Below are 24,563 nucleotides of genomic sequence, written 5' to 3' on the forward strand. Positions count from 1 at the left end.
TCTCCCCTCAGTGATTGACACTACGCAACACGTTGTCAACGGCCGTGCGGAGCCTGTCGACGATCAGGTCGATCTCGTCGGCGGAGGCGATATAGGGCGGCGCCAGCAAGACGTGGTCGCCGCGCACGCCATCTACGGTGCCGCCGCCGGGATAGCAGCCGAGGCCATGGGCGAAGGCCTCCGCCTTGATCTTCTGGTTGAGCTTGAGCGCCGGATCGAACGAGGTGCGGCTGGCGCGATCGGCGACCAGCTCGATCGCCCAGAACAGGCCGCGGCCTCTGATATCACCGACGTGGCGGTGATTGCCGAAGCGCTCGGTCAGCCGCTGCTCGAGCTGCCGGCCGCGCTCCTTGACCTGCGTGAGCAGGCCGTCCTCGCGAATGACGTCCTGCACTGCGAGCGCGGCCGCGCAGGCGAGGGGATGTGCGAGATAAGTGTGGCCATGCTGAAAGGCGCCTGTGCCGGCGCGGATGGTGTCGATGATCTTGCCGCTCGCGAGCATCGCGCCAATCGGCTGGTAGCCGCCGCCGAGCCCCTTTGCGATGGCCTGGATGTCGGGCGCGATGCCTTCCTGCTCCCAGGCGTGCGTGGTGCCGGTGCGGCCCATGCCACACATCACCTCGTCGAGGATCAGCAGCGCGCCGTGGCGGTCGCAGATCTCGCGCACCGCCTTGAAGTAGCCATCGGGGGCCGTCACCGCGCCCGCGGTGGCGCCGACGACGGGCTCGGCCAGGAACGCCGCCACAGTATCGGGACCAAGCCGCTGAAACTCGGCTTCGAGCTCGGCCGCCAGCCGTGCCACGAATTGAGCATCGGATTCGCCGTCGTGCTTCTCGTGATAGGCGAAGGCCGGTGTCACGTGACTGAAGGCGCCGGAGAGCAGCGGCGCGTAGGGCGCGCGCCGCCAGGCGTTGCCGCCGGCGGCGAGGGCACCTAGCGTGTTGCCGTGATAGCTCTGCCGCCGCGCGATGAAATGCTGCCGCTGTGGCTCGTCGCGCTCGATGAAATACTGCCGCGAGAGCTTGATGCTGGCTTCGATCGCCTCGGACCCGCCGCTGACAAAATACGCATAAGCGAGCCCGCCGGGCTCGTGACCGACCAGCGTCTCGGCAAGGGCTTCGGCGGGCTCGGACGAGAAGAACGCGGTGTGCGCATAGGCGAGCGTCGAGGCTTGCTTCGCCATCGCGGCGATCACGCGGGGGTGCTGGTGGCCGAGACACGAGACGGCCGCGCCGCCGGAGGCGTCGAGCACACGGCGTCCATCTTCGGCAAAGAGATAGACGCCTTCGCCGCCGATAGCCTTGGGCGGCGTCTCGCGCAACGAGCGGTGCAGCACGCGGCTGGTGCGGGCGGCCATGGGTCAACCTTTCTCCGAGACGTAGATGGAGGCAGCAGTGAGCTGCGCCTCGGTATTCTCCAGGCGCTTCTTCGCGGTGGCGCCGCCGAGCGAGAACGTCACTGCAGCCAGCGACTGCGCGATTGCGATCGCGCCGGTGAGGCTCGGGAAGAAGCCGGGAGAGGAGGCCGCTTCGAACAGCAGCACGTGGTCGGCGCCCTCGGCCATCGGTGCAGACGGGCTGTCCGCGATCGCGATCAGGGTCGCGCCGGCGCGGTAGGCGGCCTGTGCGACGCCGACGCTCGCATGGGTATAGGGCAGGAAGCCAATGACGATGACGGCTTCGCCGGGCCTGATAGCGCCGAGGTCGAGATCGTCGGGACCGGACGTTCCGACGATCTGCACCTGTTCGGGACGGAACAGCCGCAGCTCATAGTTCAAGAGCTCCGCAACGCTGCGGCAACTCCGATAACCCGCGATCCAGATCCGCTTGGCCTGATGCAGCGCCCGCGCCGCCTCCGCGATCGGCTGAGCCGGGATCCGTGGAAGGCCGGCGGCCTCGGCCTCGAGCTTGTCGGTGACGAGCGTGACATCGGCGTTCGGGCCGGCCCTGCGGCTTCTGGCGCGGCCGGAGAACGGCGAGGTCTGTGACGGACGCCGCGCCTCGGTCAGGGCCGCGCGCAATTCGTCCCAGCCTGAATAGCCGATCGCCTTGGCGAGGCGCGTGAACGCGGCGGGATCTGCGCCGGCTTCCGCCGCGAGGTCGCGCATCGAACGGGTGGTGGCGTCGTAGTCGTTGGCGGCGACGAAGCGACCAACTTCCTGCAGCCGCATCGGGAGCGATGGCAAGGCAATGCGCAGTTCGCTCAGCGGCGAGGATTTCGCGGGCTCGACCATGAAACATTTGTTGCATGAATTTTAGATCGGTGCAACAGTTGACGTGCGCCGCCGGAAATCGTTGCCGTTGAGAAGGATTTTTGTGCTGTGACCACGGACACCCCGAGACCGCCGCCGCGCCGCCGCCTGTTCGGCGCATGGGGCCCCCGCGAGCTGCAAGGCCTGTTCTGGCAGGTGCTGGTGGTCGGGATCGCGGTCGCGGTCATCGGCTTCCTCTGGTCCAACACCGTCACCAACCTCTCGGCCCGACGCATCACCACCGGCTTTGCCTTTCTCGGCCGCGAGGCCGGCATGCCCATCGCCGACAGCCTGCTCGCCTATAATCCGAGAGACAGCTACCTCTGGGCCTTCGTCGTCGGTGTCGGCAACACCTTGCGCGTCGCCGTCATCGGCATCGTGCTCGCGACGGTCCTGGGCACGCTGATCGGCATCTCGCGCCTGTCCGCGAACTGGCTGCTGTCGCGCCTCGCCGCGGTCTATGTCGAGACGCTCCGCGACATCCCGCTGCTGCTTCAACTCCTGTTCTGGTACGTGCTGATGCAGGCGCTGCCCGCCGCGCGCGCGGCGTGGCGGCCGGTCGAGGGCGTATTCCTGTCCAATCGCGGCCTGATCCTGCCGGCAATTCCGATTGGCCCGTTGCAGCTTTGGGTGCTCGGCACCGCCGTGCTCGGATGTGCCCTGTTCTATCTCGTCAGGAGACGACTCGTGGTGCAGCAGATGCGCGACGGCAAGCCGCGACCGGCTTGGCCGTTTGCGCTCGGGCTCATCCTCGTGCTGCCGGCGGCCCTTTCGTTGGTGCTCCGTGTGCCCTGGACGATCGAATGGCCGGCGTTGCGCGGCTTCAATTTCGTCGGCGGGTTGACGCTCGCCCCGGAATATTTCGCGCTGCTGATCGCGCTCGTCACCTACACGTCGGCCTTCATCGCCGAGATCGTGCGCAGTGGCATCCAGTCGGTGCCGCGCGGGCAGTGGGACGCCGCCAATGCGCTGGGTCTCCGCCGCAGCTTCATGCTGCGGCAGATCATCCTGCCGCAGGCGCTGCGTGTCATCGTGCCGCCGATGACGAGCCAGTATCTCAACCTGACCAAGAACTCTTCGCTTGCGGTCGCGATCGGCTACCAGGACGTAGTGTCGATCGCCAACACCACGCTGAATCAGACCGGGCAGGCAATCGAGGCGATCGCGTTGATCATGGCGGTGTTCCTGACCATCAGCCTGTCCATCAGCTTCTTCATGAACTGGTACAACGCACGCATCGCGCTGGTGGAGCGCTGAGCATGACTGTGATCGCCGACATCCCCGATGCGCCGCGCGCTGCTCGCCGCCCGCAAACGGGCAATCCGGTGTTGCGCTGGCTGCGCACCAATTTGTTCTCGTCGATCCCGAACGGCGTTCTTTCGATCATGCTGCTCGCGATCCTCGCGAAGGCCGTCTTCAGCTTCGTCCAATGGGGCATCGCCAACGCCGTCTGGCTGACGCCGGCAAACGACTCCAGCGCCTGCCGCGCGGTCCGCGGCGTCGGTGCCTGCTGGGCGATCATCCCCGAGAAGTACCGCTTCATCCTGTTCGGCACCTATCCGTTCGACGAGCAGTGGCGGCCTGCGCTGTCGGTCGTGCTGTTCATCGCGTTGTTCTATCTCTCGACCCGCCGCGCGTTGTGGCGGCGCGAGCTCGTCTTGCTCTGGATCGGCGCGCTCGCGCTGATCAGCGTGCTGATGTGGGGCGGCGTGCTCGGCTTGTCGTTCGTCTCGCAGGACCGTTGGGGCGGCCTGCCGGTGACGCTGATCCTGGCGACGTTCGGGCTCGCCTTCGGCTTCCCGCTCGGCATCCTCGTCGCGCTCGGCCGGCGCTCGAAGCTGCCGGCGATCCGCTCGCTCAGCGTGCTTTATGTCGAGCTGATCCGCGGCGTGCCGTTGGTGAGCCTGCTGTTCATGGCGAGCGTGATGTTCCCGCTGTTCATGCCCAGCGGATTCAACATCGACAAACTGCTGCGTGCGCAGATCGCGATCATCCTGTTCGCGGGCGCCTATCTTGCGGAAATCGTCCGCGGCGGCCTCCAGGCCGTGCCGCGCGGGCAGTATGAAGCCGCCGATGCCCTCGGGCTGTCCTACTGGCGCAAGCATCGTCTGATCATCCTGCCGCAGGCGATCCGCCACGTCATCCCGCCGCTGGTCAACACCTTCATCGCCTTCTTCAAGGACACCAGCCTCGTCCTCATCATCGGTATCTTCGACCTCTTGACGACGGCAAAGACCGCGATCATCGATCCGGCCTGGCAGCAATTCTCGGTCGAAGTCTACATCTTCGTCGCTGCGATCTATTTCGTGTTCTGCTTCGCGATGTCGCGCTACAGCCGCAGCCTGGAGGGGGCGAGCGGGAGGTGAAGCGAGCTTCCTTCTCCCTTGTGGGAGAAGGTGTCGCGAAGCGCCGAATGAGGGGGTCTATCCTCATATTCCCTGCGAGAGATTCACTCGCGGAGCGATACCCCTCACCCGTCTCGCCGCCACGCGGCGAGCCACCCTCTCCCACAAGGGGAGAGGGGAACGACAGAGCACGTGCTGTAGCTCGCGTTACGTCTTCACCTTCGGATCGATCGGCGTCGTGCCGCGCAAGCCGAGAATGTCCTCCAGCACCTTCGCCCCCGCGATCACCTGCGCGTCCGCGCGCGGGGCGCCGACCACCTGCACGCCGACAGGCAGCCCCGATGCGGTGAAGCCGCACGGCAGCGACAGCGAGGGGCAGCAGGCGAGCGTGATGGCGTAGACGATGCCGAGCCATTCGACGTAGTTCTCGAATTTCTTGCCGGCACATTCGGCGACATAGCGGTGTTCGATCGGGAAGGGCGGCACGATCGTGGTCGGCGTCAACAGCAGGTCGTAGGTCTTGAAGAACTCGACCGCGCGCGCGGTCATGCCGACGCGCTGCGCCTCGGCGCGTTCGAGCTGCTCCACCGTAAGCTTGAGGCCTTCCTCGATGTTCCAGATCACCTCGGGCTTGAGCAGGTCGCGCTTGGTCCTCAGCAGATTGGCCTTGCTGATCGCGAAATCGAAGGCGCGCAGCACGTGGAAGCACTCATGTGCCTCGCGCCAGTCGGGATGCGCCTCCTCGACGATGGCGCCGGCCTCGGCAAAGCGCTCCGCGGCCTTGCGCGTGATCGCCTTCACCTCGGGATCGACAGGGGTGATGCCGAGATCGGGCGAATAAGCGATGCGCTTCGGCTTCCTGCCGGCCTGTGCCGCCGACAGGAACGAGGTCACGGGTGCCGGCAGCGACAAGGGATCGTCGGCATAGTCGCCGCTCATGGCATCGAGCAGCAGCGCGAGATCCTCGACGTTGCGTGCCATCGGACCGACAACGCCGAGATTGCGATCGATGCCGGATTTTGGGGTATGTGCGACGCGGCCGATGCTCGGGCGCATGCCGACGACGCCGCAGAAGGCCGCGGGGCTGCGCAGACTGCCGCCCATGTCGGAGCCCTGCGCCAGCCATGCCATGCCGGTGGCCAGCGCTACCGCGGCGCCACCGGAAGAGCCCGCCGCGGATTTAGAAGTATCCCAGGGATTGAGCGTCGCACCGAACACCTCATTGAAGGTGTTGGCGCCGGCGCCGAACTCCGGCGTGTTGGATTTGGCGTAGACCACCGCGCCGTTGGCCTCAAGGTTCTCGACCATAAGGTCGGACTTGGCGGAAATATTGTCCTTGAAGATCGGCGAGCCCTGCGTGTTGAGGACGCCCGCAACGTCGGTCAAATCCTTGATCGGCAGCGGCAGGCCGGCGAGCAGTCCCCGCGCGCCGGCGGGTTCGCGCATCAACGCCTTGGCGCTGTCCCGCGCGCGGTCGAAACAGAGTGTCGGCAGCGCATTGACCTTGCCATCGACCTCACTGATGCGCTTCTCCAGCACATCGAGCAGCTCGAGCGGCGAGACGTCGCCTGAGCGCAACTTGTCGACGACGGCGCAAGCAGTTTCGCGGATCAGGTCTTGAGACAATTGTTTTACTCCTACCTCTTGATTGTCATTCCGGGGCGCCCGAAGGGCGAACCCGGAATCTCGAGGTTCCGGGTACGATGCTTCGCATCGCCCCGGAACGACGGTGCTTCAGAGATTCCTGGACAACTAGCCCCAGCCGGCGCTGATGCCGCCGTCGACCGTGTAGATCACGCCCGACGTATACCCGGCGCGATCCGAGGCCAGGAATGCCATGAGGTCGCCGATCTCGCGCGCATGCGCAGGCCGCCCGAGCGGCAGGCTCTTCTGGAATTCCTTGTAGCGGCTCTCGTCGCCGAACTGGTGCTTGGCGCGCGTCTTCAGCAGCGTGACGTGGCGGTCGGTGCCGACCGGGCCGGGATTGATGCCGACCACGCGGATGTTGTCGGCAAGGCTTTTCCCCCCGAGCGCGCGGGTGAAAGCCATCAGCGCGGCATTGCCGGCGCTGCCGCAGATGTAGTTGGCGTCGAACTTCTCGCCGGCTGCGCCGATGTCGTTGACGATGACGCCGCCACCCTTCGCTTTCATCTGCGCGTAGATGTACCGCGTGAGGTTGATATAGCCGAACACCTTCAATTCCCAGGCGTGCCGCCAGGCCGCTTCGTCGATCTTGTCGATGGAGCCGCCGGGGATGTCGCCGGCATTGTTGACGAGCACGTCGATGTCGGCGGCTTCCTTTGCAAGCCGCGCCACGTCCTCAGGCTTGCGCAGATCGACGATGCTCGTTGCAGCATCGATCTGGTGCGCGCCGCGCAAGCGGTCGGCCAGCGCCTTGAGCTGGTCGCCGTTGCGAGCGGCGAGCAGCAGGTTCGCGCCTTCCTCGGCAAACGCCTCGGCGGCGGCCGCGCCAATGCCCTTGGACGCGCCCGTGATCAGGACGCGCTTGCCACGCAGATGCAGATCCATGAGGGGTACTCGCAGGACAGGAACAGGATAAAATCAGTAGGCGCTCGGCCGCGCCATCGTCAACATTGCAGTGCAGCGTTGCATGACCGAAGCGTTTGGTCCATTGCAGTGCGGTCAAAAAAAGACGGCGGCTGCCGGACCAACCAAGGACGTTCTCGATGAGCAAGAAGCAATACCGGATCGCGGTCATTCCCGGCGATGGCATCGGCAAGGAAGTGATGCCCGAGGGCCTGCGCGTCCTGGAGGCTGCGGCGAAGAAGCACGGGGTCTCCCTTCATTTCGACCATTTCGACTTCTCGTCCTGGGACTATTACGAGAAGCACGGTCAGATGATGCCAGACGACTGGAAGGAGAAGATCGGCAAGCACGACGCGATCTATTTCGGCGCCGTCGGCTGGCCAGCCAAGATTCCCGACCACGTCTCGCTGTGGGGCTCGCTGATCAAGTTTCGTCGCGAGTTCGACCAGTACGTGAACCTCCGTCCGGTCCGGCTGATGCCCGGCGTGCCGTGCCCGCTGGCCAACCGCAAGCCTGGCGACATCGATTTCTGGGTGGTGCGCGAAAACACCGAAGGCGAGTATTCTTCGGTCGGCGGCCGCATGTTCCCCGACACCGAACGCGAATTCGTCACGCAGCAGACGGTGATGACCCGCACCGGCGTCGACCGCATCCTGAAATTCGCCTTCGAGCTCGCCCAGTCGCGGCCGAAGAAGCACCTGACATCGGCGACCAAGTCGAACGGCATCTCCATCACCATGCCCTATTGGGACGAGCGCGTGGAGGCGATGGCCAAGAAGTTTCCGGGCGTGAAGTGGGACAAGTACCACATCGACATCCTGACCGCGAATTTCGTGCTGCACCCGGACTGGTTCGACGTCGTGGTCGGCTCGAACCTGTTCGGCGACATCCTCTCCGACCTCGGCCCGGCCTGCACCGGCACCATCGGCATCGCGCCGTCGGGCAACATCAATCCCGAGGGCGATTTTCCGTCGGTGTTCGAGCCGGTGCATGGCTCGGCACCTGACATCGCGGGGCAGGGCATTGCCAATCCGATCGGCGCGATCTGGTCGGGGGCGATGATGCTCGATCATCTCGGCGAGAAGGTTGCCGGCAAGTCGATCGTCGATGCGATCGAGCGCACGCTCGCCGAACGTACGCTGCGCACCAAGGACCTGGGCGGCAATGCCGATACCACGGCTTGCGGCAAGGCGGTCGCGGATATGGTGGATTAGCGGGCTGCCTTTCCCTCTCCCCTTGTGGGAGAGGGTGGCTTCGATGCGAAGCATCGAAGCCGGGTGAGGGGTTCTCTCCGCGGAGACAGACCTCTCAGTCGCGGAATTGCTCTTCGCGGATAGAACCCCTCATCCGGCGCTTCGCGCCACCTTCTCCCACAAGGGGAGAAGGTGGGGCGCACCTACACATACGACTTCCGCGCCGGATCGAAGGTCGGCGGATAGTCATTCTCATCGAGCAGATCGAGAAACGGATCGAGCCCTCTGCGCTTGATGAGCGCGAGCTCCTGATGCGAGATCAGGTTCACGGTCAGGATCTCCACGGGATCGCCCGCGACCTCCAGCGTCTCGGCGATGCACTTGTCGGGGCCGATGATCGGGGTGAGAAACAGGAACGTCTGGAAGTCCGTTCCGGCAACCGGCGGCCTCGGCAGTGCGACGCGGTGACCGAAGCCGAACCAGGTTGTGTCGATGAACGGCAGATTGGCGAGCCAGCGCAGATTGGCGCAGATCTCATCGGTCGGCTCGCGGACGTACCACATCAGCTCGGCACGCGGCTTGGCATCCCCATGCACCCCCGGCATTCGCTGTTCGCTCATGCCGTTGGTCAGTAGGACGTAGCCCTCGTCAGACCCTTCCTGGCATGCGGGCACGAAATCGCGGCCAAAGGCATGGATGTCAATGCGGCGCTCGGCGCTGTCGGTGAAGCTGTGCTCGGGTTCGCCAAGCTCTCTCTCATAGATCGCGAGCCGTCGCTGGTAGAGGTCAGCTGCGAGTGACGGCTCGGTCGAGCCGGACATAAGCTTTGCAAGGGAGAACACGTGAACCTCGGGGGCGGATGTTGGATCGGGATATCCGCATTGTCGCGAGACGACGCAGGCCGGTTCAAATCCGTTCCAGGAGCTTCGCATTAGCCCATACCGTCCTGCGTGATTGTGCAGGAGGCCTGGATGATACCGAGCGATGTGCCTCGTTCTGGCTCACCCCGCAATCTTCTCGATCGCCGCCTGATCCAGCCCGAACGTCTTCCCGGCCTCGATGATCTCCTGCCAGGTGGTCGGATCGACCGGAATGCCTTCAGCGAGGCGCTTCTTTTTGGTCGCTCGTTCGGGCTCGCCGGCGATCTTGATCTTGTCGACGCCGGGCGCCGGCGGCGAGCCGGTGTGCCAGGCGACAAAGCTCTCGACCTCGCTCGCGAGGTTTTCGCCGGTGCCGAGCTTGCCGGGGTCGATGACGATCGAGAGCATGCCGTTGAGGACGTTGTACTTGCCGTCGGACGGGCCCTTGACCACCTGTCCGCCGGAGAGCGCGCCGCCGAGGATCTCGCATACCAGCGCGAGCCCCGAACCCTTGTGCTCGCCGAACGGCAGGATGGCGCCGTACGGCGGGATCACGGTGTAGCGCGGGTTGGTCGTCGGCTTGCCTTCATTGTCGATGATGGTGCCGGGCTCGAGCTCTACGCCCTTGTTGTGGGCGACGCGTGTCTTGCCTTGCGCGATCCGGCTGGTGGCGAAGTCGAGCACGATCGGCTCTTTGCCCCTGCGCGGGATGCCGACGCAGAACGGGTTGGTGCCATGGCGCGGATCGCTGCCGCCCCAGGGCGCCACGATCGGGCGCGAGATCACGTTGACGAAGTGGATCGAGACCAGCCCGTGGTCGATGCACTGCTCGGCCCAATGGCCGATGCGGCCGATATGATGCGAATTGGAGAGGCCGACGAGACACACGCCGTTTTTCTTGGCGCGCTCGGCCGCCAGCTCCATCGCTTCATGGCCGATCACCTGGCCGTAGCCGGTGAGGCCGTCCAGGGTGAGGAGCGGACCGGTGTCGAGCACGATCTTGACATGCGCGTTCACGGCAAGGCCGCCATTGGCGACGCTCTGGACATAGCGGGGGATCATGCCGACGCCGTGGGAGTCGTGGCCCTTGAGATTGGCCTCGACGAGATTGATGGAGACGAGCTCGGCCTCGCGGTCCGAGGAACCGCCGGCCTTGACGATGGCGCGGATGGCGTTGGTGAGCGGCTCTGCCTTGATGATGCGATAGTCGGCCATTGTTGTTGCTCTTATCCCTTCACGATCCGGCGGCAGTGGACCCATGCCGCTTCAATCAGGTTCTCACTCGCCTCCGGCGTCCGGAACGCCGAATGCGCCGACAGCGTCACGTTCGGAATCCTGGTCAGCGGATGATCCGCAGGCAGCGGCTCGATGTTGAAGACGTCGAGGCCGGCATGGCGGATATGGCCCGACTTCAGCGCCTCGATCATGGCGGCTTCGTCGACGATCGCGGCGCGGGCGGTGTTGACGAGAATGACGCCGCGCTTCATCGCAAAGATCCTGTCGCGCGTGATCATGCCGCGCGTCTCGTCGTTGAGCAGCAGATGCAGCGACACCACGTCGCTCCTCGCCAGCACCGTGTCGAGATCGGTGAACTCGACGCCCGGATGGCTCTTCGGCGAGCGGTTCCAGGCGATCACCTTCATGCCGCTGCCGGACGCGATACGCGCGACCTCGGCTGCGATGCCGCCGAAGCCGATCAGGCCGAGCGTCTTGCCGGTGAGCTGCATACCGTCTTCGCGCAGCCAGTTGCCCCCGCGCATCTCGCGGTCCATCATCGCGATGACGCGGGCCGAGGCCCACATCAGCGCGATCGCGGATTCCGCCACGGCCGTGTCGCCATAACCCTTGATCAGGTGCACGGAGATGCCGAGTTCGGCCAGCTCCTCCGGATTCATGTAGCTGCGCGCGCCGGTGCCGAGGAACACGACGTGCTTCAGGCCTGCGCACTTCTTCGCGACTTCGGTCGGAAGAGCCGTGTGATCGACGATCGCGATCTCCGCGCCGCCGAGGATTTCAGGGTATTGCTCGGGCTTGATGTCGGGATCCCGGTGGATGCGAACCTCGGGATCGCCGGGTTTCGTGAGCCGCTCCATGATCACGGCGAGGGGTTCGTTGGCGTCGACGAAAACTCCGCGCATGGCTCTCTCCGGTCAGGACGCGACGCCGGCGATCGCCAGCACGGTATGCATGAGGACGTTGGTGCCTGCGGCGCAGTCGGGTTGCGTCGCGTCCTCCAGCTCATTGTGGCTGATGCCGTCCTTGCACGGCACGAACACCATTGCCGCCGGCATCTTGGTGTTGAGGTTGCAGGCGTCATGGCCGGCGCCGGAGGTGATGCGGCGCGAGGAATAGCCGAGCGTCTTGGCCGCGTTCTCGACCGCCGCAATGAGCTTGGGATCGAAATGCGTCGGCGGCTTGCGCCAGACCAGATCGAGCTTCACCTCGACCTTGCGGCGCGCGGCGATCTCGGCAGTCGCGGCGCGCAGGTCGCGGTCGAGCGCGTCCATGATCGCGCCGTCGGCGCTGCGGCAATCCACGGTGAAGGCGATCTCGCCGGGAATGACGTTGCGCGAGGGATTTGCGATTACGGCCTCGCCGATGGTGCCGACGGCTTTCGGCCCGTGCTTCTTCGCGATCGCTTCCATCGCCAGCACGATCTCAGAGAGCGTCGCCAGCGCATCGCGCCGCAGCGGCATCGGCGTCGAGCCCGCATGGCTCTCGAAGCCGGAAATCTTGCCGTCGTACCAGAGCACGCCCTGGCCGGAATCGACCACGCCAATGGTCTTGCCCTCGGCCTCCAGGATCGGGCCCTGCTCGATGTGCAGCTCGACGAAGCAGCCGAGCTTCTGGAAGCCGACCGGCTTGTCGCCGCGATAGCCGATGCTGTCGAGCGCCTGGCCGACGGTGGTGCCGTCGATGTCCTTGCGCGACAAAATGTCGTCGGTGGTGAAATCGCCGACATAGGCAGCGGAGGCCATCATCGCAGGCGCGAAGCGCGAGCCTTCCTCGTTGGTCCAGTTGACGACGCAGATCGGCGCGTCGGTCTCGATGCCGGCGTCGTTCAGCGTGCGGATCACTTCCAGCGCGCCGAGCGTGCCCAGGATGCCGTCATACTTGCCGCCGGTCGGCTGGGTGTCGAGATGCGAGCCGATGCCGACCGGCAGCTTCGACATGTCGCGCCCCTTGCGCAGGCCGAACTGCGAGCCGAGCGCGTCGGTATGCACCTCGAGGCCGGCGTCCTCGCAGGCTTTGCGGAACCAGTCGCGCACCTGCTTGTCCTCGGCACTCAGCGTCAGCCGCCGCACGCCGCCCTTGGCCGTCGCGCCGAATTGCGCGGTCTCGTGGATGGAGCCCCAGAGGCGGGCGGAATCGATTTGCAGGTTGGTGACGGCTCGGCTCATGCGTCTCTTCCATTGATCGCTGTCATTCCGGGGCGCCCGCAGGGCGAACCCGGAATCTCGAGATTCCGGGCTCGATGCTGTCGCATCGCCCCGGAATGACGTTGAAGGTTGTCCGGCGCCTTTTCAATGACCCGCCAGCGCGGGCGCGTCAACCGCGAGGCTGCTCTGCGCAATCTGCCGTGCCAGCTCGGCGACGCGCTCCACGGCGACGACGTCGGGCGAGGCGAGCCAGCTCGCGGTGAAGGTCAGCGGCGCGATGGCGAGATCGGTGTCGAGCAGCTGCAGCCGCCCGTCCGCAAGCTCGTTCTCGACGATGGCGTCGGGGATCACGGCGACGCCGAGCCCCTCGACCGCCATGTGGATGACGGTCGCCAGCGAGGCGGAGGCATGCAGGCGGATCGGCGGCAGCTCGGGCCGGTCGAACACCTCGCGCACGACCTCGTAGGGCTTGGTCTTGCGCGGGAAGGTGATGATCGGAAATCGCGCAAGCTCCGCCGGCGTCACCGGGCCCTTGCCGAGGCCGAGCGAGGGACTTGCGAGAAACCCGATCGGATAATCGGCGAGCACGCGGTTGTGGACGCCGGAGGCGGACAGCGGTCCGACGACGAACGCAAGCTCGATCTCCTGCGCGAGCAGGCGCGCGGTCAGGTTCGGCGTGATGTCGACTTCGATCTCCAGCGACAGGTTCGGATAGACCTGGTTGACGCTCTTCACGAGGCGCGGCAGCCAGGTGTGCACGATGGTCTCGGCGACGCCGAGCCGCATCACGCCGCGCATCGCGGAGGCATCGCTGATCTCCGCCATCATCTGCGCACGCAGGCCGATCAGCTTCTCCGCATAGACCATCATCTGCCGGCCACTCGGGGTCGGCGAGGCCACGCGATGATCGCGATTGAGGAGCTTCACGCCCATCTCGCGCTCGAGCTGCGCGATGCGTTGGGAGATCGCCGGCTGGGTGGTGTTCAGCCGTTGCGCGGCGCCGCGAAAGCTGCCGAGCTTCACAACCCAGAGGAACGTCTCGATCGACCTGAAGTCCAGCATTGGAAGGATTTTCCCAGTCGATAAATCAGATTTATCGAGATTGATTAGAAACGACGATTAGACTTTATAGCACGCTTGGTGTTGGCTTGTCTTTGTCGAGTTTATAGGCAGGTCGATCACATGACTGTTTTGGTGGCAGCGCAGCAAACTGAAACGCCCGACACGCTCCCGAGCCGTACGGCCCGGCTCGCCTATCGCGAGGGGCTGGTCGCTTCCACCGCCGGGGCCGCCCCCGGCTTCGTCCAGGGCAATCTGGCGATACTGCCGGCCGAATATGCCGGCGCCTTTCACCGCTTCTGCCAGCTCAATCCAAAACCGTGCCCGATCATCGGCATGTCCGACGTCGGCAGTCCTTTCATCCCTTCGCTCGGCGCCGATCTCGACATCCGCACCGACGTGCCGCGCTATCGCGTCTGGCGCGACGGCGAGGTCGTCGACGAGCCGACCGATGTGAAACGCTACTGGCGCGACGATCTCGTGACCTTCGTGCTGGGCTGCTCGTTCTCGTTCGAAGAGGCTTTGCTCGACGAGGGCATGCCGATCCGCCACATCGAGCACAATGTGCGCGTGCCGATGTACCGCACCAACTTCGCCTGCGGCGAGGCCGGTCCGTTCGCCGGTCCCATGGTGGTGTCGATGCGCCCATTCAAGCCGGCGGACGCGATCCGCGCGGTGCAGATCACCTCGCGCTATCCCGCCGTGCACGGTGCGCCCGTGCATCTCGGTCATCCGCACCTGATCGGCATCAAGGACATCGCCAAGCCCGACTACGGCGATCCGGTGCCCGTCGCCGACGACGAGATTCCGGTATTCTGGGCCTGCGGTGTCACGCCGCAATCGGTCATCAATGCCGCCAAGCTCCCGTTCGCCATCACGCATTCGCCCGGCCTGATGCTGGTGACCGATCTCAAGAACAGGACCATGGCCGTGATTTAGTGGGCAGCGTTTGCTGCTTCTTCGAGCTTTACCGCATCCATCAATCGCTTCATTCGATCAGCTGAAATTCAGTCAAAGAGGACTCCGCCATGACGATCACTCGCCGCGACGTATTGTTGGGTGCCACCGCCACCGCTGCGCTGGTGCCGCTGGCTGCACGCGCACAGACTTCGGAAGTCGTGATCGGCGTGATCTATCCGTTCTCCGGCGGCAGCGCGCAGCAGGGCGTCGACGCGCAGAAGGCCTATGAGACCGCGCTCGAAGTCATCAACAAGGACACCGATTTCGACCTGCCGCTGGCCAAGGGCGAGGGCCTGCCGGGTCTCGGCGGCGCCAAGGTGCGCCTCGTGTTCGCCGACCACCAGGCCGATCCGCAGAAGGGCCGCGCCGAAGCCGAACGCCTGATCACGCAGGAGAAGGTTTCCGCCATCATCGGCACCTATCAGAGCGCGGTTGCCGTCACCGTCAGCCAGATCTGCGAGCGCTATCAGGTTCCGTTCGTCTCCGCCGACAATTCCTCGCCCAGCCTGCATCGCCGCGGCCTGAAATACTATTTCCGCGCCGCGCCGCATGACGAGATGTACTCGGCCGCCATGTTCGACTTCTTCGACGCCATGAAGAAGAAGGGCACCAAGATCGAGACGCTGTCGCTGTTCCACGAGGACACCATCTTCGGCACCGACTCCGGCAACGCCCAGGCCAAGATCGCCGGCGAGCGCGGCTACAAGATCGTCACCGACATCAAGTATCGCGCCAACTCGCCCTCGCTCTCGGCCGAGGTGCAGCAGCTCAAATCCGCGAACGCCGACGTGCTGATGCCCTCGAGCTACACCACCGACGGCATCCTCCTGGTCAAGACCATGGCCGAGCTCGGCTACAAGCCGAATGCGATCGTGGCGCAGGACGCCGGCTTCTCCGAGAAGGCGCTCTACGATGCCGTCGGCGACAAGCTCGAGGGCGTGATCTCGCGCGGCACCTTCTCACTCGACCTCGCGCAGAAGCGCCCGATGGTCGGCAAGATCAACGACATGTTCAAGGCGCGCTCGGGCAAGGACTTCAACGACCTCACCTCGCGCCAGTTCATGGGCCTGATCATCCTGGCCGATGCCATCAGCCGCGCCAAGTCGACCGACGGCGAGAAGATCCGCGATGCGCTGGCGGCGACCGACATCCCGGGCGAGCAGACCATCATGCCCTGGAAGCGCGTCAAGTTCGACGAGATGGGCCAGAACAACGATGCCGATCCGGTGCTGCTGCAATATATCGGCGGCAAGTTCGTCACCATCTTCCCGCCGCAGGCCGCGATTGCGGAAGCGGTCTGGCCGATGAAGTAAGACTTGCAACGCGGGAGCTCAGACGTAGCTCCCGCCCTCATCCTGAGGAGCGGGCGCAGCCCGCGTCTCGAAGGACGAGGGCTGGGCCATCCTTCGAGACGCGCGCTTGTGCGCGCTCCTCAGGATGAGGATCTATTTCGGGGGACAGACTTTTGACAGCCCAAGCCATTATCCAGAGTCTCGCGAGCGGCCTGCTCATGGGCCTGCTCTACGGATTGATCGCGGTCGGCCTCGCGCTGATTTTCGGCCTGATGGACGTCACGAACTTCGCCCATGGCGAGTTCCTGATGATCGCGATGTACCTGTCCTTCTTCCTGTTCGCGTTCTTTGCCATCGATCCCTTGCTGTCGGCGCCATTGGTCGCCGCTGCCCTGTTCGTGTTCGGAGCGGTCATCTACCTCTTGATCGTACGCTTCGCGATGCGGGCCAAGGCCAATGCCGGTATGGTGCAGATCTTCACCACGTTCGGCCTTGCCATTGTGATGCGCGGCCTCGCGCAATTCTTCTTTACGCCGGACTATCGCAGCATTCCGCAGTCCTGGCTCGGCGGCAAGACTGTCTCGATTGCCGGCATCTTCCTGCCCGAGCCGCAGCTGTTCGGCGCACTGGTCTCGATCCTCGCCTTCGCCGGTCTCTACTTCTTCATCCATCGCACCGATTTCGGCCGCGCGTTGGAAGCCACCCGCGAAGATCCCGGTGCGGTCGCGCTGGTCGGCATCGACAAGAACCGCGTGTTTGCGTTCGGCTGGGGCCTCGGTGCCGCGCTGGTCGGTCTCGCCGGCGCGATCATGGCGAGCTTCTTCTACATCTATCCCGACGTCGGGGCGTCCTTCGCCCTGATCGCTTATGTCACCGTGGCGCTCGGCGGCTTCGGCAGCGTGTTCGGCGCCTTCGCCGGCGGCATCATCGTCGGCCTCGTCGAAGCCACCACCGCGCTGGTGCTGCCGCCGTCGCTGAAGTCGGTCGGCATCTACGCCGTCTACCTGCTGGTCGTCTTCATCCGGCCGCGCGGCCTGTTCGGATCGATCTGATGGACAAGGAATTTGCAGCGCGGCGCCGCCGCGACCTCATCATCGCTGCGGTGCTCGCCGCGATTGCCGCAGCGACGCCATTGTTCGTGAAGGACGTCGTCGTCCAGAACATCCTGATCCTGACGCTGATGTATGCGGGATTGTCGCAGAGCTGGAACATCCTGTCCGGCTATTGCGGGCAGATCTCGCTGGGCCATGCGCTCTATTTCGGCCTCGGGGCCTACACCACCGAGCTGCTGTTCACCAAGTTCGGCGTGCTGCCCTGGTTCGGCATGCTGGCCGGCGGCGTGGTGTCGGCGCTGATCGCGATGGGGCTCGGCTATCCCTTCTTCCGCCTGCGTGGCCATTACTTCGTGATCGCCACCATCGTCATCGCCGAGATCGGGTTGCTGCTGTTCCACAATTGGGAATGGGCCGGCGCCGCCATGGGCATCACCATTCCGATCCGCGGCGACAGCTGGCTGAAATTCCAGTTCCTGCGCACCAAGCTGCCGTACTTCTATTTCGCGCTGGCGCTGTGCTGCCTCGCCTGGTTCGTCACCTGGTGGCTGGAGAACTCCAAATGGGGATTCTGGTGGCGTGCAGTGAAGGACAATCCGGACGCGGCCGAGAGCCTCGGTGTCGACGTGTTCAACTCCAAGATGGGCGCGGCCGCGGTCTCTGCCTTCCTGGTCGCGGTCGGCGGCAGCTTCTACGCCCAGTTCGTCTCCTACATCGATCCCGAAAGCGTCATGGGCTTCCAGTTTTCGCTGCTGATGGCGCTGCCCGCCGTGCTCGGTGGTATCGGCACCCTGTGGGGGCCGGTGTTAGGGGCCGCCATCCTGATCCCATTGACCGAGCTGACGCGCTTCAAGTTCGGCGGTTCGGGGCGCGGTGTCGACCTCATCGTCTACGGCACGCTGATCGTCCTGATCTCGCTGGCCTTGCCGCGGGGACTGCTCAGCCTGTTCTCGCGCCCGAAGAAGACGGGAGCTGCCCGATGACCGCGCTTCTCGAAACCCGTGGCGTCTGGCAGCGGTTCGGCGGCCTCGTTGCCAACAGCGACGTCTCGATCTCGGTCGGCCGCGGCGAGATCGTCGGCCTGATCGGCCCCAACGGCGCCGGCAAGTCGACGCTGTTCAATCTCATCGCCGGCGTCTTGCCGCCGACGCAAGGCTCGATCCTATTCGACGGCGAGGACGTCACCCACATGCCGGCGGCCGCGCGCTGCCAGCGCGGGGTGGGGCGCACCTTCCAGGTGGTCAAGAGCTTCGAGACCATGACCGTCATCGACAACGTCATCGTCGGTGCCCTCGTGCGCAACACCGTGATGCGCGAGGCACGTCGCAAGGCGCATGAGGTGCTCGAGTTCACCGGCCTTGCCGCGCGCGCGGACGTGCTCGCGAGCGACCTCGTGCCGGCCGAGAAGCGCCGCCTCGAAGTCGCCCGTGCGCTCGCGACCGAGCCGAAGCTGCTGCTGCTCGACGAAGTCCTCACCGGCCTCACGCCGACCGAGGCGCAGACCGGCGTTGCCCTGGTGCGCAAGGTGCGCGATGCCGGCATCACCGTGTTGATGGTCGAGCACGTCATGGAGATCGTGATGCCGCTGGTCGACCGCGCCATCGTGCTCGACCTCGGCAAGGTCCTGGTCGAGGGCAAGCCCGCTGAAGTGGTCCGCGATCCCAAGGTGATCAAGGCATATCTGGGAGATCGTCATGCTGTCGGTGCGTGAAGTCACGACCGCCTATCAGGGTCTGGTCGCGATCTCCGCGGTCAGTATCGAGGTCACCAAGGGTGAGATCGTCTGCGTTGCCGGTGCCAACGGTGCCGGCAAGTCGACTTTGCTGAAGTCGATCGCCGGTGCCGAGCGTCCGCGCTCGGGCAGCGTGACCTTCGACGGCAAGCAGATCAACGGCATGGCGCAGCATCACATCACGGCGGCCGGCATCGCCTATGTGCCGGAGAACCGCCGCCTGTTTCCGCGCCTGTCGGTGCGCGACAATCTGCGCCTCGGCAGCTATCTCTATCGCGGCGAGGCCGACCGCGAGGCGCCGCTCGATCTCGTCTTCAAGCTGTTTCCGCGCCTTCAGGAACGTTTGGAGCAGCGCGCCGAGACGCTCTCCGGCGGCGAGCAGCAGATGCTCGCCATCGGCCGCGCGCTGATGACGCGCCCGCGGCTTCTGATGCTCGACGAGCCCTCGCAGGGCATCATGCCGAAGCTGGTCGACGAGATCTTCCAGGCGGTGAAGCTGATCCGCGACAGCGGCATGACCGTCCTGATCGTCGAGCAGCGCATGGCCGAGTGCCTCGAGATCGCCGACCGCGCCTACATCCTGCAAACCGGCCGCGTGCTGATGCAGGGCCCCGCCGCGGAGATCAGGGGCAATCCGGATGTCAGGAAGGCGTATCTGGGGCTTTAGCTTTCTGGCGCGGCAAATTCAGCCGTCATCCTGAGGTGCGCGCCCTTGCGCGCCTCGAAGGATGAGCCGCGAGCACCCGTAGCCCATCCTTCGAGGCGCCCGGCGCGATGCAAAGCATCGCGCCGGGCGCACCTCAGGATGACGTCGGTGTGTTTGGTTCGTGCCCATGCTCCGGCAGCGTCACCCCGAACACCTTCACCAGATCGTTCACCTGCTCCGGCGACAGATAGCGCGGGTTCAGCCCGCGCAGCAGCAGATACAGCTTCGCCGTTTCCTCCAGCTCTTCCGTCGCGAACACCGCCGCCTCCAGCGTGTCGCCGGCGACGACCGGGCCGTGATTGGCGAGCAGCACCGATGAATATTTCCCCGCCAGGCCCTTGATCGCATCGGCGACCGCGGGATCGCCGGGGCGGTAGTAAGGCACGAGCGCGGTGGCGCCGCATTTCATCAAATAATAGGCCGTCATCGGCGGCAGCGCGGCGCGCGGGTCGATCTCCGGCAGCATCGAGAGCGCGACCGAATGAGTGGAATGCAGATGCACGATCGCACGCGCAGTGCCGCGCGTGTCGTAGAGCGCGGTGTGCAGCGGAACTTCCTTGGTCGGGGCATCCCCCGAAACCAGCTTACCCTCCGCGTCCAGCCGTGACAGCTTTGCCGGATCGAGGAAGCCGAGCGAGGCATTGGTCGGCGTCACCAGCCAGCCGCCGCCGGCGAGGCGGACGCTGATATTGCCGGAGGATCCCGGCGTCAGCCCGCGCTCGAACAGGGACCGTCCGAAGCGGCAGATGTCCTCGCGCAGCCTCGTCTCGTCGCTGGTTTCAGTTCTCATGGCCGTCATGTCCGCTTGTCTCACGCTTTGGCAGCGCGGCCAAGCCGTGTTATCGGTTCGCCGAGCCGCCGCAAAGGACGGCCGTCCAGGAAACGTTCGCAAGGGTCAGTTGCATATGTCCGCCTCCACGTCTCAAAAACAGCGCATCGCCGTCATCGGGCTCGGCTCGATGGGGTATGGCATGGCGACCTCGCTGAAGCGCGCCGGCCACGCAGTTACCGGCTGTGACGTTTCGGCTGACGCAGTGGCGCGCTTCGTGAAGGACGGCGGGGCGGGCGCAAAGACGCCGGCCGAGGCTGCCAAGGACGCCGACATCGTCGTCAGCGTCGTGGTCAACGCCGCCCAGACCGAGGCGATCCTGTTCGGCAAGGACGGGGCCGCCGAGACCATGCCGAAGGGCAGCGTCTTCATCTCCTCCGCCACCATGGATCCCGAAGTGGCGCGGCGCCTCGCCAAGCAGCTGGAGGCAACCGGCCGGCTTTATCTGGATGCGCCGATCTCCGGCGGCGCGCAGCGCGCCGCGCAAGGCGAGCTGACGATCCTGGCCTCCGGCAGCTCCGCCGCGTTCGCAAAGGCCCGGCCGGCGCTCGATGCCATGGCTGCGAAACTCTACGAGCTCGGCGATGCCGCTGGTCAGGGCGCCGCCTTCAAGATGATCAACCAGTTGCTGGCCGGCGTGCACATCGCGGCCGCATCGGAAGCGATGGCCTTCGCGGCCAAGCAGGGCCTCGACATCCGCAAGGTCTATGAGGTGATCACCGCCTCCGCCGGCAATTCCTGGATGTTCGAGAACCGCATGCCGCACGTGCTCGACGGCGATTACACGCCGCGCAGCGCCGTCGAGATCTTCGTCAAGGACCTCGGCATCATCCAGGACATGGCGCGCAGCGCCCGATTCCCCGTGCCGGTCTCCGCTGCCGCTCTCCAGATGTTCTTGATGACGGCTGCCGCCGGCATGGGCCGCGATGACGACGCCTCGGTCGCGCGCATGTATGCGCAGGTCACCGGCGTGAAGCTGCCCGGCGACAAGTAACGAAGAGGACTCCCATGCCCCGTTTTGCCGCCAATCTCTCGATGATGTTCACCGAGGTGCCGTTCCTCGATCGTTTCGATGCCGCTGCGCAAGCCGGCTTCACCGCGGTCGAGTTTCTCTTTCCGTACGAGCATCCCGCCGAAGCGGTCGGCGAGCGTCTCAAGCGCAACGGCCTGACCCAGGCGCTGTTCAACCTGCCGCCGGGCGATTGGAATGCCGGCGAGAAGGGCTTCGCGGCGCTCCCCTCGCGGTTCAATGATCTCAAGGCAAGCCTGGAGACGGCGCTGCCTTACGCCAAGGCGACCGGTGTCAAGCGCCTGCACCTGATGGCCGGCATCGCCAACCGCGGCGAACGCGTCGCGATCGAGGCCTTCTACAAATCGGTGGCATGGGCCGCGGAGTTCTTCGCACCGCACGGCATCGACGTCGTGATCGAGCCGATCAACGCGCGCAACGTGCCCGGCTACTTCCTCAACGATTTCGGCTTCGCCCGCGACCTGATCCAGGAGCTGAGGCTTGCGAACCTCAAGCTTCAATTCGACATCTATCACTGCCAGATCATCCACGGCGATGTCACCATGCGGCTGCGCGAGATGATGCCGATCATCGGCCACGTCCAGATCGCCAGCATCCCCTCGCGCAACGAGCCCGACGGCGAGGAGCTGAACTATCCGTTCCTGTTCCAAGAGCTCGACCGTCTCGGCTATGCCGGCTTCGTCGGCTGCGAATACAATCCGCGTGGCAAGACCACCGAGGGCCTCGCCTGGTTCAAGCCTTACGCGGGAGTGAAGCCGTGACCCTTGCGTTGGGCTGCATCGCCGACGATTATACCGGCGCCTCCGATCTCGCCAACACGCTGACGCGCGCGGGCCTGCGCACCGTGCAGACCATCGGCATCCCCGCCGACGATCTCGCGCTGCCCGAGGTCGACGCTGTCGTGGTGTCTCTGAAGAGCCGCTCGATCGAGGCGGGACTTGCCGTGTCGCGCTCGCGCGCGGCTGACAAATGGCTGCGCAGCCGCGGTGCGAGCCATGTGCTGTTCAAGATCTGCTCGACCTTCGATTCCACCGACGCCGGCAATATCGGCCCCGTCATGGACGCGTTGCGCGCCGATTGCAGCGAGGGAGCCGTGCTGGTGACGCCGGCCTTCCCGGAGACCGGTCGCACGGTCTACCAGGGCAACCTCTTCGTCGGCGCCGTGCCGCTGAACGAGAGCCCGCTGAAGGACCATCCGCTCAATCCGATGCATGATTCCAATCTGGTGCGCGTGCTCGCGCGTCAGAGCGGGACGAAGATCGGCCTCGTCGACCTCGCCACCGTCGCGCGTGGTACGGACGCCGTGCGGGCGCGGCTGGCCGAGCTTGCGGCCCAAGGCATCGGTGCCGCCATCATCGATGCCGTCTTCGACCGCGACCTCGAAACCATTGGCCTCGTCGCCGGCGAACATCGCCTGTCGGTCGGGGCCTCCGGCATCGGCCTTGGACTGGCGCGGGCGCTGGTGTCGACGGGCAAGGTCAAGCCCGCGGCGGCGAGCAGCGCGGCCGAAGCGGCCGTCGGCGGAACGGCGGCATGCCTTGCCGGAAGCTGCTCGCAGGCGACGCTGAAGCAGATCGCCAGCGCCGAAAAAGTCATGCCGGTGCTCCATCTCGATCCGGACCGTATTCTTACGGGACCGGGCGAGGCGCAGCGTGCGCTGGACTGGGCGAGGCCCCGGTTGGCCGAAGGTCCGGTGCTGATCGCCTCGAGCTCGACGCCGGATCAGGTCGCGGCCCTGCAGGCCCGCCACGGCCGCGACGCGGCCGGTCACGCCATCGAGCAGACGATGGCCGACATTGCGGAAAACTTAGTAAAATCAGGTGTTCGGCGGCTGATCGTGGCCGGCGGCGAGACCTCCGGTGCGGTCGTCGACCGCCTCGAGATTCCCGGATTCCTCGTCGGCGCGGAGATCGCCGCGGGCGTTCCGGTGTTGCGCGCCGTCGGTGCTGAAGCAGGCGACATGCTGCTCGCGTTGAAGTCTGGAAACTTCGGTGGTCCCGACTTCTTCTCGGATGCGCTTAGGCTCATGCGCTGAGCGCAGGGCGTCCTTAGGCGCCTGTTCATTTCTTTCGCTTTCCGTACTCGTACGGAGTCGTAGTTAACATCTCAGCAGATGGTCTGCTGTCTGATATCGGCGCTGCTCCTTTTGGTTGATTCTTAGAGCTTCCGACGCGCGCTCGCGCCAGCACAACGAGACCCGATTATGTTTGCCAAGCTTTCCATCCGCGCCAAGATCATCAGCGTCGTGGCGTTCCTGCTGGTCGCGATGACCGGCATGGGCCTGCTCGCCGTGATGAAGATGCGGTCGATGAATGCCAACACCACCGACATCACCGCGAACTGGATGCCCAGCGTGCGGGTGATCGGCGACCTGCGGGCCAGCGTCATCACGTATCGCAACGTGGTTCGTCAGCACATGCTGGCCGAAGCTCTGGACGACAAGCTCGCGACGGAGAAGACCGCCGCCACGGTGAGCGAGGCGCTCGCCAAGGTGCGCGCCAAGTACGAGCCCATGATCAGCTCCCCGGAAGAGCGGGCGCTCTACAGCCAGTGGTCCAAGCTCTGGGACGAATACAAGAAGGGCACTGAGGAGGTGATGGCCTTGTCGCGCAAGGAGGCCGGCAAGATCCCGCGCGAGGCGCAGGAGCTCAACTCCAAGACGGTCAACAAGATCGGCCTTCAGGCGGATGAGGTCCTGAACAAGGACATCGAGCTCAACACCAAGGGCGGTGAACAGGCCGCTCAGGAAGCCGCCGACAGCTATTCCTACGCTTTCATGCTGGTTTCGGTCATTCTCGGCGCCGCCGTCCTGATCGGCATTGCTCTCAGCGTCTATCTCGTCCGCGACGTCTCCAGCGGGATCGCTTCCATCACCGAGCCGATGCAGGCCCTGGGCAAGGGCGATCTCTCCGCCGACGTCCCGCATCGCGGCGAGAAGACGGAGATCGGCGCGATGGCCGACGTGCTCCAGATCTTCAAGGAGGCGCTGATCGCCAAGAAGGCCGCCGACGAGGCTGCGGCCGCCGATGCCGAAGCCAAGATCGAGCGCGGCCGCCGCGTCGACAACATCACCCGCGAATTCGAAACCATGATCGGCGAGATCGTCCAGACCGTGTCGTCGGCCTCGACCCAGCTGGAGGCCTCGGCGTCGACGCTGACGTCGACCGCCGACCGGTCCCAGAGGCTGGCGACCACCGTTGCCAGCGCCTCGGAAGAAGCCTCGACCAACGTGCAGTCGGTGGCCTCGGCGACCGAGGAGATGGCCTCGTCGGTCGGCGAGATCAGCCGTCAGGTGCAGGAATCGGCGCGGATGGCGGGCGATGCCGT

23 protein-coding genes are annotated in these 24,563 nt (G+C 65.3%); 13 read left to right on the forward strand and 10 right to left on the reverse strand.

Features of this window, described 5'->3' with window-relative positions:
- Nucleotides 1-7: 7 nt before the first annotated feature.
- Both UNPF46_RS26275 and UNPF46_RS26280 read right to left on the reverse strand, forming a co-directional pair.
- Nucleotides 8-1,357 (reverse strand): aspartate aminotransferase family protein, encoded by a 1,350-nt coding sequence (locus UNPF46_RS26275; RefSeq protein ID WP_142251936.1) that lies wholly within the window; start codon nucleotides 1,355-1,357, stop codon nucleotides 8-10.
- A gap of 3 nt (nucleotides 1,358-1,360) precedes the next feature.
- The gene (locus tag UNPF46_RS26280) at nucleotides 1,361-2,233 is read right to left on the reverse strand and encodes a MurR/RpiR family transcriptional regulator (RefSeq protein WP_100178988.1); all 873 of its coding nucleotides are present in this window, start codon (nucleotides 2,231-2,233) and stop codon (nucleotides 1,361-1,363) included.
- Nucleotides 2,234-2,320: 87 nt separating this feature from the next.
- On the opposite strand from UNPF46_RS26280, the gene UNPF46_RS26285 reads away from it, so the two are divergent.
- A complete protein-coding gene (locus UNPF46_RS26285) occupies nucleotides 2,321-3,508 on the forward strand; it encodes an amino acid ABC transporter permease (protein ID WP_100178987.1) in 1,188 nt (395 codons plus the stop codon).
- 2 nt (nucleotides 3,509-3,510) lie between these two features.
- The gene (locus UNPF46_RS26290) at nucleotides 3,511-4,617 is read left to right on the forward strand and encodes an amino acid ABC transporter permease (protein WP_142251937.1); all 1,107 of its coding nucleotides are present in this window, start codon (nucleotides 3,511-3,513) and stop codon (nucleotides 4,615-4,617) included.
- 186 nt (nucleotides 4,618-4,803) lie between these two features.
- On the opposite strand, the gene UNPF46_RS26295 is transcribed toward UNPF46_RS26290, so the two are convergent.
- Together UNPF46_RS26295 and UNPF46_RS26300 are read right to left on the reverse strand one after the other, a co-directional pair.
- On the reverse strand, nucleotides 4,804-6,222 hold the full coding sequence (locus UNPF46_RS26295) for an amidase (RefSeq protein ID WP_142251938.1): 1,419 nt from the start codon (nucleotides 6,220-6,222) through the stop codon (nucleotides 4,804-4,806).
- Between the two features lie 126 nt (nucleotides 6,223-6,348).
- Entirely contained in the window at nucleotides 6,349-7,125 is a 777-nt protein-coding gene (locus UNPF46_RS26300) for an SDR family oxidoreductase (RefSeq protein ID WP_100178984.1), read from the reverse strand.
- 158 nt (nucleotides 7,126-7,283) lie between these two features.
- Between UNPF46_RS26300 and UNPF46_RS26305 the strand changes: the two genes are divergently transcribed.
- Nucleotides 7,284-8,357 (forward strand): tartrate dehydrogenase, encoded by a 1,074-nt coding sequence (locus UNPF46_RS26305; protein ID WP_142251939.1) that lies wholly within the window; start codon nucleotides 7,284-7,286, stop codon nucleotides 8,355-8,357.
- Nucleotides 8,358-8,539: 182 nt separating this feature from the next.
- Here UNPF46_RS26305 and UNPF46_RS26310 read toward each other — a convergent pair whose 3' ends face one another.
- From UNPF46_RS26310 to UNPF46_RS26330, 5 genes are all read right to left on the reverse strand, one after another.
- The gene (locus tag UNPF46_RS26310) at nucleotides 8,540-9,178 is read right to left on the reverse strand and encodes a suppressor of fused domain protein (protein ID WP_142251940.1); all 639 of its coding nucleotides are present in this window, start codon (nucleotides 9,176-9,178) and stop codon (nucleotides 8,540-8,542) included.
- Nucleotides 9,179-9,337: 159 nt separating this feature from the next.
- Complete coding sequence (locus tag UNPF46_RS26315) at nucleotides 9,338-10,411, reverse strand: malate/lactate/ureidoglycolate dehydrogenase (protein WP_142251941.1); 1,074 nt, start codon at nucleotides 10,409-10,411, stop codon at nucleotides 9,338-9,340.
- Between the two features lie 11 nt (nucleotides 10,412-10,422).
- The gene (locus UNPF46_RS26320) at nucleotides 10,423-11,334 is read right to left on the reverse strand and encodes an NAD(P)-dependent oxidoreductase (RefSeq protein WP_142251942.1); all 912 of its coding nucleotides are present in this window, start codon (nucleotides 11,332-11,334) and stop codon (nucleotides 10,423-10,425) included.
- A 12-nt stretch (nucleotides 11,335-11,346) separates the two neighbouring features.
- Nucleotides 11,347-12,597, reverse strand: coding sequence for a Zn-dependent hydrolase (locus UNPF46_RS26325; RefSeq protein WP_100178979.1), 1,251 nt, complete (start codon nucleotides 12,595-12,597; stop codon nucleotides 11,347-11,349).
- A gap of 123 nt (nucleotides 12,598-12,720) precedes the next feature.
- On the reverse strand, nucleotides 12,721-13,638 hold the full coding sequence (locus UNPF46_RS26330) for a LysR family transcriptional regulator (RefSeq protein WP_100178978.1): 918 nt from the start codon (nucleotides 13,636-13,638) through the stop codon (nucleotides 12,721-12,723).
- A 120-nt stretch (nucleotides 13,639-13,758) separates the two neighbouring features.
- Here UNPF46_RS26330 and UNPF46_RS26335 point away from each other — a divergent pair, with 120 nt between their 5' ends.
- From UNPF46_RS26335 to UNPF46_RS26360, 6 genes are all read left to right on the forward strand, one after another.
- On the forward strand, nucleotides 13,759-14,574 hold the full coding sequence (locus tag UNPF46_RS26335) for a putative hydro-lyase (RefSeq protein ID WP_142251943.1): 816 nt from the start codon (nucleotides 13,759-13,761) through the stop codon (nucleotides 14,572-14,574).
- A gap of 89 nt (nucleotides 14,575-14,663) precedes the next feature.
- On the forward strand, nucleotides 14,664-15,908 hold the full coding sequence (locus UNPF46_RS26340) for an ABC transporter substrate-binding protein (RefSeq protein ID WP_100178976.1): 1,245 nt from the start codon (nucleotides 14,664-14,666) through the stop codon (nucleotides 15,906-15,908).
- 197 nt (nucleotides 15,909-16,105) lie between these two features.
- Nucleotides 16,106-16,939, forward strand: coding sequence for a branched-chain amino acid ABC transporter permease (locus tag UNPF46_RS26345; protein ID WP_245448587.1), 834 nt, complete (start codon nucleotides 16,106-16,108; stop codon nucleotides 16,937-16,939).
- Nucleotides 16,939-17,922 (forward strand): branched-chain amino acid ABC transporter permease, encoded by a 984-nt coding sequence (locus UNPF46_RS26350; protein WP_142251944.1) that lies wholly within the window; start codon nucleotides 16,939-16,941, stop codon nucleotides 17,920-17,922. The genes UNPF46_RS26345 and UNPF46_RS26350 overlap by 1 nt, the downstream gene beginning before the upstream one ends.
- Entirely contained in the window at nucleotides 17,919-18,650 is a 732-nt protein-coding gene (locus UNPF46_RS26355; protein ID WP_100178973.1) for an ABC transporter ATP-binding protein, read from the forward strand. The genes UNPF46_RS26350 and UNPF46_RS26355 overlap by 4 nt, the downstream gene beginning before the upstream one ends.
- On the forward strand, nucleotides 18,634-19,338 hold the full coding sequence (locus UNPF46_RS26360; protein WP_142251945.1) for an ABC transporter ATP-binding protein: 705 nt from the start codon (nucleotides 18,634-18,636) through the stop codon (nucleotides 19,336-19,338). The genes UNPF46_RS26355 and UNPF46_RS26360 overlap by 17 nt, the downstream gene beginning before the upstream one ends.
- Nucleotides 19,339-19,471: 133 nt before the next feature.
- Here UNPF46_RS26360 and otnC read toward each other — a convergent pair whose 3' ends face one another.
- Complete coding sequence (gene otnC, locus UNPF46_RS26365; protein ID WP_181770119.1) at nucleotides 19,472-20,176, reverse strand: 3-oxo-tetronate 4-phosphate decarboxylase; 705 nt, start codon at nucleotides 20,174-20,176, stop codon at nucleotides 19,472-19,474.
- Here otnC and ltnD point away from each other — a divergent pair.
- The 4 genes from ltnD to UNPF46_RS26385 all read left to right on the forward strand — a co-directional run.
- Nucleotides 20,175-21,200 carry an L-threonate dehydrogenase gene (gene ltnD / locus UNPF46_RS26370; RefSeq protein ID WP_283811680.1) on the forward strand — a complete coding sequence of 342 codons (1,026 nt, stop codon included), beginning with the start codon at nucleotides 20,175-20,177 and terminating at the stop codon, nucleotides 21,198-21,200. The two genes, otnC and ltnD, sit on opposite strands and share 2 nt — an antisense overlap.
- Before the next feature lie 14 nt (nucleotides 21,201-21,214).
- Nucleotides 21,215-21,997, forward strand: coding sequence for a 2-oxo-tetronate isomerase (otnI, locus tag UNPF46_RS26375; RefSeq protein ID WP_142251947.1), 783 nt, complete (start codon nucleotides 21,215-21,217; stop codon nucleotides 21,995-21,997).
- Nucleotides 21,994-23,271 carry a 3-oxo-tetronate kinase gene (otnK, locus tag UNPF46_RS26380; RefSeq protein ID WP_142251948.1) on the forward strand — a complete coding sequence of 426 codons (1,278 nt, stop codon included), beginning with the start codon at nucleotides 21,994-21,996 and terminating at the stop codon, nucleotides 23,269-23,271. The genes otnI and otnK overlap by 4 nt, the downstream gene beginning before the upstream one ends.
- A gap of 168 nt (nucleotides 23,272-23,439) precedes the next feature.
- Nucleotides 23,440-24,563: MCP four helix bundle domain-containing protein (locus UNPF46_RS26385; protein WP_142251949.1), on the forward strand; the 1,124-nt coding region annotated here is incomplete at its 3' end.

Origin of the sequence: Bradyrhizobium sp. UNPF46, from assembly GCF_006658625.1 — a bacterium.
Taxonomy (GTDB): Bacteria; Pseudomonadota; Alphaproteobacteria; order Rhizobiales; family Xanthobacteraceae; genus Bradyrhizobium; species Bradyrhizobium nitroreducens.